This is a genomic window from Paracraurococcus ruber (genome assembly GCF_004353985.1).
Classification (GTDB): Bacteria; Pseudomonadota; Alphaproteobacteria; order Acetobacterales; family Acetobacteraceae; genus Paracraurococcus; species Paracraurococcus ruber.
This window is the reverse complement of sequence record NZ_SMOA01000222.1, coordinates 1-9151: the sequence shown is the minus strand read 5'-3', so window position 1 is coordinate 9151 and position 9151 is coordinate 1. Positions and strand designations below refer to the sequence as shown.

Below are 9151 nucleotides of genomic sequence, written 5' to 3'. Positions count from 1 at the left end.
ATCTCACCCTTCTCTGGCGGCATACCAAAGGCTTCGATCCTGCGAGGTGGACATTCACGCAGACCAGGTGCCTCGACCGGATGAGCCGCTACCTGAAGCGGCAGGGGATTGAGCCCTGCTTTGTCTGGGTCCGCGAGGTCGGCCGCTTCAAGCGTGAGCACACCCACCTGCTGGTCCATCTTCCGAGGCGGCACCGCGGGAAGGACTACGTCGAACTCCGGGCCGAGCTCGTCTCGCGCTTGACCGAGATCGGTGGCTTCCGGGTCAACGGCATTCGCGTCGGCCGCAACCGCCGCTATCCCGGGACGCCCGCGATGCGCTGGGGCTGGGGCTGCTATTTCCTGAAGAGCCTGGATCCCGCCCTGACCATCGGTCTCGGCGCCGGCACCGTCCCGCTGGCAGAGGTCCTGGGCATCAGGCTTGAGGACGATCTCATGCCGCTGTCGGGCCGCCGCTCCCATAGCTCCGAGAACCTCGGGCCGAAGGCTCGCCTCGAAGCCGGCTACCGCGAAGTCGACGATCCTCTCGGCTTGGCGCATCTGCTCTCCCAGGGCAGCTGCTTCACCAAGAAGAGCCGAAAAGCCCGCAAGCGCCGCCGCATTCCGCCACCGCGGCATTGAGCCTCTCGTCTACCTGGCTTGATAGGGGCGCGGTCTGTCATGCCGGGCAGCACCACTTCCCCAGAGCGCTTCGTCGGGATCGTCGGCGGCGCAATCATGCCGCAGCTTCGCGCTACGTCGAGCGCCAGGCAGACAGGACTGGATGGGCAGGGATGAGAGACTCAGCACGCCGCACCGCCACCAGCGCGCAGCGGCTCGGCATTGCTGGGCATGCGGTGCCGCGATGCCCCGGCACACGGGCTCCCGGTACCTGGTGCAAGCCGCCGGTCATCCCGCCGTCCCGCTCGCGCGATGTACGGCAGTCTCGGCACAGCCCACATGCCCCGCATTTCGAGTTGGAAGCGCGTACACGGCACTTCGACGCTCGTCTGCGGCACGACTACTGCTGTTCAGCAGGCGGCCTTCCAGACTCACCAGAATGGCAATGCGGGGCATATGCCACCAGAGCCCTGGCCTTGAGCCGTCTCGCGCATCATCAGGGTATCGCCGACAGCCGGGCCCACACCAGCCGGTCCACCGCGATCCCAGTCTGCACCGAGCTCGAGGATCGGAGTCCGACCCAACCCTGGCGGCAACCGAGTCAATTCAAGGCGTCCTTGCCAATGCTTTCACTATGCATGTCACGCATCATCCCGATATTCATTGCTGCCGGGTTCCTCGTGCGCTATAATAGATGTGCATTGGCGATGGCGTTCTTCGTGCGTCGCGTCCTTGCAGTCCACGCTGGTCGGATTAACGGCGGCGGCGTGGACTTCATCGCCTACCGTGGGATCTCCCCAAGGCGAAGCCCGGTCCGAAAGGCGCGAGGGGGGGGGAGCGCGGAGCATGGTCCGCGGAAGTCGGCGTCGAAGTGGCAGGCTCATGCGCCATGTCCACTGCCGAGGCGAGGGGCGGCTCCAACGAGAGGCGCAGCATTCGCGCAGGCATAGGGACCAGCCCCGCTTCATGCGGGGATGGTCGTCCTATGCCAAGGCTCAGGGCTTCCACCGAGAGTGCATAGTAGAAGATTTGCCCCGGCATCGACCCGGGCCACTCCTCAACAAGCTTTTTTCCTGCCCGTTGTCAGGGAAATCAAGAGGCTTGCTGCTGGACTGGCAGCCCGGTGCTCCTCGGCAAGTCGCCAGGATCTGACGGCTGGTGCCACTGCCAAGGTCGTAGGAGGGCGGAGAGCGGACCGTCGGTGTCGCTGCAAGCAGGGGCGAGCATCCGCCGCGCCTGCCGCGCGCATTACGCGCGACGTACGGTCTCGGCTGAGGAATAGGAAGCCCGATTTGCAGTCCCGTGACGCAGGCGTGAGACACTGGCCGTCCATCCCGGCGCACTGTGCGCTGGCGGCGGGCGTCTGGCCCGCTGCCGCGAGGCCCGGAAAGGACCAAGGCCCAATGCGACACCACGTAATGCGGCTGTTGGCGGCTCTGGTCGTCTCCACCGCGGCGCACGCCGCCGAACCGGTCGAGCTCGCGGAGTTCATCAGGCTTACCAAGCCAGCCCCGACCGAGATCCTTCACTACGGGAACGGAGCCTCGCAGGCCATCGACCTGTTCCTGCCGGAGGGCGACGGCCCACATCCTGTCGCGATCCTGCTGCACGGCGGGTGCTGGCGGGACTTGCCCGACGCGGGGCGAGAGCAGCTGCGCCACATGGGCAAGGCCCTGGCGGAACTCGGGATCGCCGCGTGGAGCATCGGCTACCGGCGGGCCGACGAGGCAGGCGGTGGCTATCCCGGCACGTTCCAGGACGTCGCCGCTGCGCTCGATCGCCTGCCGCGGGAGGCCGCACGTCTTCGCCTCGACCCCTCCCGCAGTGTCGCCGTAGGACATTCTGCCGGCGGACATCTCGCGCTCTGGGCCGCGGTGCGCGACCGTCTCCCGCCGGGCAGCTCCATCCGGGGCGCGGCGCCGTTCGTGCCACGCTCGACCATCAGCCTGGCCGGGATCGGTGACCTGAGGCGCTTCGCGCGGTTCATACCCGTCCATTGCGGTCCAGGCATCCTGGACCGGCTGGTGCCCGCTTCGGCGTCGGCCGACCTCTACGCCGAAATCTCCCCGGCGGAGATGCCGGCGCCGGCTGGGCGTGTCGTCCTGGTCAGCGGTGTCCTCGACCGTCTCGTCCCGCCCTATGTCGCGCACGACTACCAGCGGGCAGTCGGACCGAGGGGCACAGCGCCAATCGAGCGCGTTGAGATCCCAGACGCTGGTCATTTCGACTTTGTGACGCCGGGCACGCGGGCCTGGGCGGACCTCATCTCCCGCATCACTGCCTCATTGACGGCACCGAGGTGAGTAAACCACCGGATTAGCACGCGAGCGGCGCAAGCGCGGCCGTATGGCAGGCGCGCTCCATCTGCTTAACCTTCGTTGGTCCGGCTTAGGTCGGGAGCGGCAGCGCTCTCGGGTATCGAGCCTCAGAACTTGGCCGCTATGTGATCGACCCGGGAAAGTCTTCGCCGCGAGGAACGGCTGCCGTCGCCATTACGCCTGATCGGAGGCAAAGTCCTAGGCAGGATCGGTTGCCGGCATCCGGGTCTCGCCGGCGCTTGGCCAGGATCGTGGTCATCCTTGGACAGCCGAGGTCAACTTGGACGTCCTCAGCCGCCTGCATGAGCGGTCGCTTGTCGGATGTGGGACAGTCACGGCTATATTGACCGCGTACCCCTGCTGCGGGAAATGCCGGTCAAAGCTTGGGTCGGCACAACTGCTGCGGAGCCGCAAGGTGGTTGCATGAGCAATGATGGATCAGGCGAGGGTGGCGCCCGTGCCTACCTCCGTACGGAGGTCGAGGTACGCCGCGAGTTTGAGGCGGCAAGTTACGCAATCTGGATCGGCTTGGCGCGATTGCTCGGGAGACGTGTGGACCAGATATCCCTTGCCCACGCCCATGTCTCCTCCAAGGTGAGGGAGTTGAGCGACCTGGCGCGGCTTCGTTGTCTGCCTGATGGCCTCCCTCTGCCCGCCGCAGCCGTTCTGGATGCTCTGAACCGAGATGTCATGCAGAATGGCAAAACGCCCGAGCGGGTAGTCGAGAGAATTGTGGTTCGTGAGCTGGTTGGTGAACCACGCACTTCCCGGACGCCCAAGGAAATCACAGCACTCATTCATGCTTTCCTGCGCTGCTACGCGGCCGACTATGAGCGTGGCGAGGTGACCTGGATCGATGAACTCTACACCATGGTCGTGCCCGATGCGCCTCGCATGAGCTGGGTCTTGGACATCCCTTTTGTCGGTCGGAAAGAAGGCGATGAGACCGTCACCGTGCAGATTCCCGCCGCAGCTCTCAAGGCGGCCGGTCTGCATACCGGTGACCGACTGATCCTGGAACCAAGGTCCGACGGCCTCTGGCTCGGGAAGGCTCCCGATCGTAGCCCCAGGCCTGGCGAGCACGAGTAAAACGTGGATCCTCCCCGCAGATGCCGGCCCTCCTTCAGGAAGCGTGGTTCAGGCGGCGATCTGTTCAGCCCTCAGCTGTCCTCGAACCAGTCTACGTCGCCGTCATCAAAGTCGTAGCGTGCCGCGATGATCTTCAGTCTTTTCTGCTGCAGCGCCTCTTGCAGCACGGTGCTCTGCGTCTTGAGGCGTCCAGCCACGCGCCGGGCATTCATCCGAACCGCGTTGTCGAGCAAGTCGCCGGACTGGCTGCGGGCGGCAAGGACGGCGGGGATGATGGGCTGGATCATCTCCCCAATCACGCCAGGAAAGGTGGCGTTCCTGTCCACCACATCGACCGCGGCCGCGACCGCACCACACGCCTCGTGACCCAGGACCACGATCAGGGGGCAGCCGAGCACGCCCACCCCGTACTCGATGCTGCCGAGCGCGGCGGTGTCGACGGTGTTCCCGGCATTGCGGATGATGAATAGCTCGCCCAAGCCCCGCCCGAACAGCAACTCGGGTGGAACGCGGCTATCGGAACAGCCGACCAGCACGCAGAAGGGCGCCTGCCCCCGGGCCAGCTCAATGCGACGCTCGCGGCCCTGAGCGGCGCGGTAGGGGGCATCCATGCGGAACTCGTCGTTGCCCTCCTTGAGTAACCGGAGCGCCTCGTCGGAGGTGAGCGTGGTCTTCGCGGTCGGGTTGGCCGCCAAACTGGGACCGGCTGGGATGCCAACAGCTGCGAGCGCGCCGGCGGCGACGCCGCCGATGAATCTGCGCCGGCCAGAAGCATTGATGTGGCGGAGACAGTCGCCGCAGCGACAAAGATCACCTTGCATGACATCCATCCTCAGCAGATTGGGCCGTGCCTTGCTGCCGCGAGCCGGCACGCCAAGTTGCTCCGCTCAGTCCGCCAGTTCCAGAGGTCGTAGAGGGTCGACGTGACGGAAAGCCGCTGTCGACCGCGGTGATGGCACCAGCTTGTCGCCCCCAATAAGGAAACACTACTGGAATCCAGAACGGGATCGGCATGAGGCAGGCAGTCGTCACCGCGGTGGATCCGCCAAGCGCCATCGTGCCGCTCGACCCGGTGCACGCCCGCGCCCGGGGCTACGCCAGCCGCGCCACCGCCGCGGCCACCCGGAAGGCCTACCAGGGCGACTGGGACTGCTTTGCCGCCTGGACCACCGCGCATGGCCTGGATCTCCTCCCCGCTCAGCCAGAGACGGATGGCGCCTATCTGGCGGCCAAGGCCGACAGCCTGCGGGTCAGCACCCTGGAGCGGCGTCTCGCCGCCATCGCCACGGCGCACCGCCTGGCCGGGCATCAGCTCGACACCCGGCACCCGGCGATCCGCGAGGTGATGCGCGGCATCCGCCGGCAGCATGGCAGCGCCCAACGCCAAGCCGCCGCGGCGACGGTCGAGGTGGTTAGGGCCATGGTCGCCACCTGCGATGATGCGCTGCTCGGGCTGCGCGACCGGGCGCTGCTGCTGCTGGGCTTTGCCGGGGCCTTTCGGCGCAGCGAACTGGTGGCACTGCAGGTCGCGGACTTGGCCGAGGAGGAGAGCGGCCTGCGCGTCACCATCCGCCGCAGCAAGGGCGACCAGGAGGGCGCCGGCCAGCTGGTTGGCATCGCCCGGACCGGCAGCGCGACCTGCCCAGTCGCCGCGCTGGCGGCCTGGCGGAACGCCGCGGCCATCGCGGACGGGCCGCTGTTCCGCAGCGTCGATCGGCATGGCCGGATCGGCGATAGCCTGTCAGACAAGGCGGTAGCGCTGATCGTGAAGCGGTGCGCCGCAGCGGCGGGGCTCGACCCGGCGGGCTTCTCGGGGCACAGCTTGCGCGCCGGCCTCGCCACCAGCGCCGCGGCGCACGGCCTCGAGGAGCGCGACATCCAACGGCAGACCCGGCACCGCAGCGCCACTGTGCTGCGCCGCTACATCCGCGATGGCGGGCTGTTCCGCGCCAACGTCTCCGGTCGGGTCGGACTGTGACGGTCGCTACGCTGGAGCGTCAGCGAGCTCGGGTGCGATGCTGATAACCCCCCCGGGGGGGGGTAGGGGCCCGGCGGCTGACAAATGGACGGGAAGCTTGGGCTCTCGCAACACAGGTCGTGTGAAACCGAGACTTGGCACTGAGACGGAGTGTGGGCTGGCGGACCGCTCGGCGTGCTTCAGCAAACGATGGATATCAGTAGGGCATCCGCGGTCGTGGCAAACGATCTGTCAACCACTTCCTGCGTAGAGCAAGGTGGACAGCGGTTCGTCGCCGCCTACCTCCCCTCCAGGATCACAATGAAGCCTCTCAATCCGGCGCCTTTGGCGCTGGTGGTCGGCGAAACAGCACTCGCCTGCATCACCGAAGACCTATTATTGGCCGAGGGGTTCGACGTCGTCGTGGCTCACGGTTTAGCTGCTGCAGAGACTATCACCGCCAAGCTCACATTGGTGGTGGTCGATCAGCACCCCGGCGCCGGCTTGTTCAGCCGCTGCTTGATTGGGCGCCTGCGACGCGCCAATCCCGACCTGCCCATTGTGGTGGTCACGGACAACGATGAGGAGATGCCAGAGGCTGGTCTTCTCAACCCGAGCAGCGTCACGGTGCGGATGCTCAAAGCCGCCGACTATTTGGCGTTCACGCGCGTGGTGTGGGGCCTGATCGATCGCGCGAAAAGATGCGCTGACATGCCGGACGATAATAGCTGGAGCGAACGGCTCATAGCGGCGTGACCCGGCTGTCGAGCCGCTGCTTCTCATCCAACGCCGGCTGTTATGCTCGCGTGCCACCACGCAGCCAATATTGGAATGCCTGTCCTGCGCACAGCAGCCATGAGCCCGTCAATCAGCGACGCTACGACGTGACACGAGCAAACTGGCGGCTCTCGCGTAGTTTGTGGATGGCGGCTGAGCGTCCGGTCGCAACGGCAGCACGCGCCCACCGCGGCGTCATGGTCAACCAGTCTGGTATCTCGGCATCCATATGGGCCAGCAGGATGCCAAACTCGAAGTAGGTGATTGCGGACGCATCGCTGTAGCGCGATGCATGCTGCTCGGCCAGGGCGGCACTCAGTGCGCCCAAGGTCTCGGCCAACGTCGACATTGTCACTTGGTCCATTTGCGCTGAACCGTGCGCCGGCCGAGCACAAAGCCAGTGCCAATCTGCGATGCCAGATATGGCAAAGCCGAAGGCAGTACGCCCATGCTACTCGATGCCAGCTCCCCGCATCCGCTTGGCTCATTGTCGTTCATCGGCTCAGCGCCTTCGATGCTCGTGATTGCGGTGAAGGCAGCGACGATGGACCCATAGACGCCGACCGGACTGCTGGTAAGCGCGTTCGTCAGCAACAGGCCAGCTGGCATCTTGATCAGGAGCCAAGTCGGGACAGGTTCATCTGTCGCGCCATCCGAGCCGCAGGTGGCGATGCCGAGCACCCCATGGCCGGTCACGGTCTGCAGAGACCTGATGGACCAGGCAGGCCCGCGGAATGCACACCACGTGGCAATCGCGCGCCGTTCACCGCGCGTGAAGTCCAGGTCGCGCGTGGGCCGGACGGGGAGAATGCGAGCAGTCACTGTTGCAACCCATGGAGAGCAGGCTGGAATGCCGGCTTTTTCTCACGCTGCTCCGTGCATGTCCTGAAGAAGCGAGCATGGCGGTGCCTCAGCGAGACACTTCGCGCCTGTTGGACGAACTCAGATCGGCAGTCCTTGGGCATAGCGCGTCATCGCTTCGGTCAGGGCATCGCGGTCCATCAGGATGGTGCCATCGGCCAAGGCGAGGTGTTCTGGATCAGATACCAGGTGCGTCCAGAGTTCATGGGCCTCTGCAATGGCGGCCTCGACATTGTCGTGCTCGCTCGTCAGGCGGGTCAGCAGGTGCCAGAAGTGCAGCAGCACTCTGGGCGGCGCGGCGGCGTCACGGCGCATGGCACGCGCGATGGCGCCGAAGTCGTCGGCGAGGAAGTCCGGCAACGTCTGTCTCCTTCGTTCCGGATCATGCATGAGGCGGCCAAGCCGTGGAGCGGGCGGTCGTATCGCTTTCATGTCACCGGGCTGAAGAGTACGCGCGCTGTGCCTCAGAGGTGACGCGGCTCCGAACCAGCCCACGCCGGTACGGGAAAGCAGGGGCGCCGGAGCACACGAAAAAAGAGGGCCGGTGATTGCTCACCGGCCCCGAGTGGCGATCGATGCGCCCGACCCCAGGTCGCGACGCAGATCACTGGGAGGAGACGTCCAAGAACAGCTTGAACGCATACAATATGCCTCGCTCACATGTGAGTGACAAGCATATTTGGTGGCATGTGAGGCACCTGCGCTCCCACGCGGCATCGCTGCTCGAGATATCAATCCCCGATTGAAATCGAGGGGCGTGAGCCGCTCCGCGTCGAGCGGGCGGCTCCGCAGGACAGCAGCATGACCGCCGAGACACGGCCTCTGGCATTGATTGTGGAGGATGATGCCGTACTCGCTCTCATGGTGGAGGACCTTCTCACGGCAGAGGGCTTCGACACGCTGATGGCAGTGAACGCGGCTGATACTGTGTCCAAGACCGCCAAAGCAGGCGCTCTCGCGGTGGCTGTGATTAACTTGCAGTTGTTCGGTGTCCTTGCCGGCCAGAGCATCATTGCGGAGTTGCGCCGACATACGCCGCATCTGCCAGTGGTGGTGATAACCGGCTTCAGTAAAGGTTCGCCGCAAGCTGATCTGCGCGGGTTGGGCTGGCCAACGATCCGGCTTGCCAAACCCGAGGGCTACTATGAGCTTGCTGCAGCGGTCTGGAACGTCATCGATCAGGCTCGTACCGATGCGAGGCCAGTCGCCATGCGCCGGCGCGCGGATTGCGCTTAGCTTCGACGCCGAGGTCCGGCACGGTGTCGGGCCGCTTTGCGCCGTCCGAAAGAGGATCGCCGGCTCCGGTCGCTGCATCTCTCGCCGAGGAGACAATGCTCGGAAAGAGGGGCCGCATGCGGGCGTCCTCATCGGCCGCGCGCTTCCTGCAGTATCTACTGCGGATTGAGGCACGGGATCGCCGAGGGGTCGAACTAGTTGGGTCTACGAGCGTCGTGGGAGTCGGAAGGGGCATGCCGGCGGTTCTGTACACACGCCGCAGCATGCCGGGGCCGAATGGCCCTCTCCCACCCAGCCGACTGCCTTGTACCGGG

At 65.7% G+C, this 9151-nt stretch carries 10 protein-coding genes; 6 read left to right on the top strand and 4 right to left on the bottom strand.

The window, feature by feature from the left end; genetic code table 11:
* The 3 genes from E2C05_RS24865 to E2C05_RS24855 form a co-directional block, all read left to right on the top strand.
* A partial coding sequence (locus tag E2C05_RS24865; protein ID WP_205083051.1) for a hypothetical protein occupies positions 1-620 on the top strand: 620 nt, incomplete at its 5' end.
* 1406 nt (positions 621-2026) lie between these two features.
* Positions 2027-2902 carry an alpha/beta hydrolase gene (locus E2C05_RS24860; protein WP_205083048.1) on the top strand — a complete coding sequence of 292 codons (876 nt, stop codon included), beginning with the start codon at positions 2027-2029 and terminating at the stop codon, positions 2900-2902.
* A gap of 438 nt (positions 2903-3340) precedes the next feature.
* Positions 3341-4006 carry an AbrB/MazE/SpoVT family DNA-binding domain-containing protein gene (locus E2C05_RS24855; RefSeq protein ID WP_158292356.1) on the top strand — a complete coding sequence of 222 codons (666 nt, stop codon included), beginning with the start codon at positions 3341-3343 and terminating at the stop codon, positions 4004-4006.
* 71 nt (positions 4007-4077) lie between these two features.
* Here the strand turns inward: E2C05_RS24855 and E2C05_RS24850 are convergent, their stop codons facing one another.
* The gene (locus E2C05_RS24850) at positions 4078-4827 is read right to left on the bottom strand and encodes a carbonic anhydrase (protein WP_133222339.1); all 750 of its coding nucleotides are present in this window, start codon (positions 4825-4827) and stop codon (positions 4078-4080) included.
* Positions 4828-5018: 191 nt separating this feature from the next.
* Between E2C05_RS24850 and E2C05_RS24845 the strand changes: the two genes are divergently transcribed.
* Both E2C05_RS24845 and E2C05_RS24840 read left to right on the top strand, forming a co-directional pair.
* Positions 5019-5984: a site-specific integrase gene (locus E2C05_RS24845; protein WP_133222335.1), complete on the top strand. Its 966-nt coding sequence runs from the start codon at positions 5019-5021 to the stop codon at positions 5982-5984.
* A gap of 174 nt (positions 5985-6158) precedes the next feature.
* Positions 6159-6719: a response regulator gene (locus tag E2C05_RS24840; RefSeq protein WP_133222334.1), complete on the top strand. Its 561-nt coding sequence runs from the start codon at positions 6159-6161 to the stop codon at positions 6717-6719.
* 121 nt (positions 6720-6840) lie between these two features.
* Here the strand turns inward: E2C05_RS24840 and E2C05_RS24835 are convergent, their stop codons facing one another.
* From E2C05_RS24835 to E2C05_RS24825, 3 genes are all read right to left on the bottom strand, one after another.
* On the bottom strand, positions 6841-7080 hold the full coding sequence (locus E2C05_RS24835; protein WP_205083045.1) for a hypothetical protein: 240 nt from the start codon (positions 7078-7080) through the stop codon (positions 6841-6843).
* Between the two features lie 11 nt (positions 7081-7091).
* Entirely contained in the window at positions 7092-7436 is a 345-nt protein-coding gene (locus tag E2C05_RS24830; protein WP_133222332.1) for a hypothetical protein, read from the bottom strand.
* Positions 7437-7682: 246 nt separating this feature from the next.
* On the bottom strand, positions 7683-7961 hold the full coding sequence (locus tag E2C05_RS24825; protein ID WP_133222331.1) for a hypothetical protein: 279 nt from the start codon (positions 7959-7961) through the stop codon (positions 7683-7685).
* A 441-nt stretch (positions 7962-8402) separates the two neighbouring features.
* Between E2C05_RS24825 and E2C05_RS24820 the strand changes: the two genes are divergently transcribed.
* Positions 8403-8837, top strand: a complete 435-nt coding sequence (locus E2C05_RS24820; RefSeq protein ID WP_133222330.1) for a response regulator — start codon at positions 8403-8405, stop codon at positions 8835-8837.
* Positions 8838-9151 lie beyond the last annotated feature (314 nt).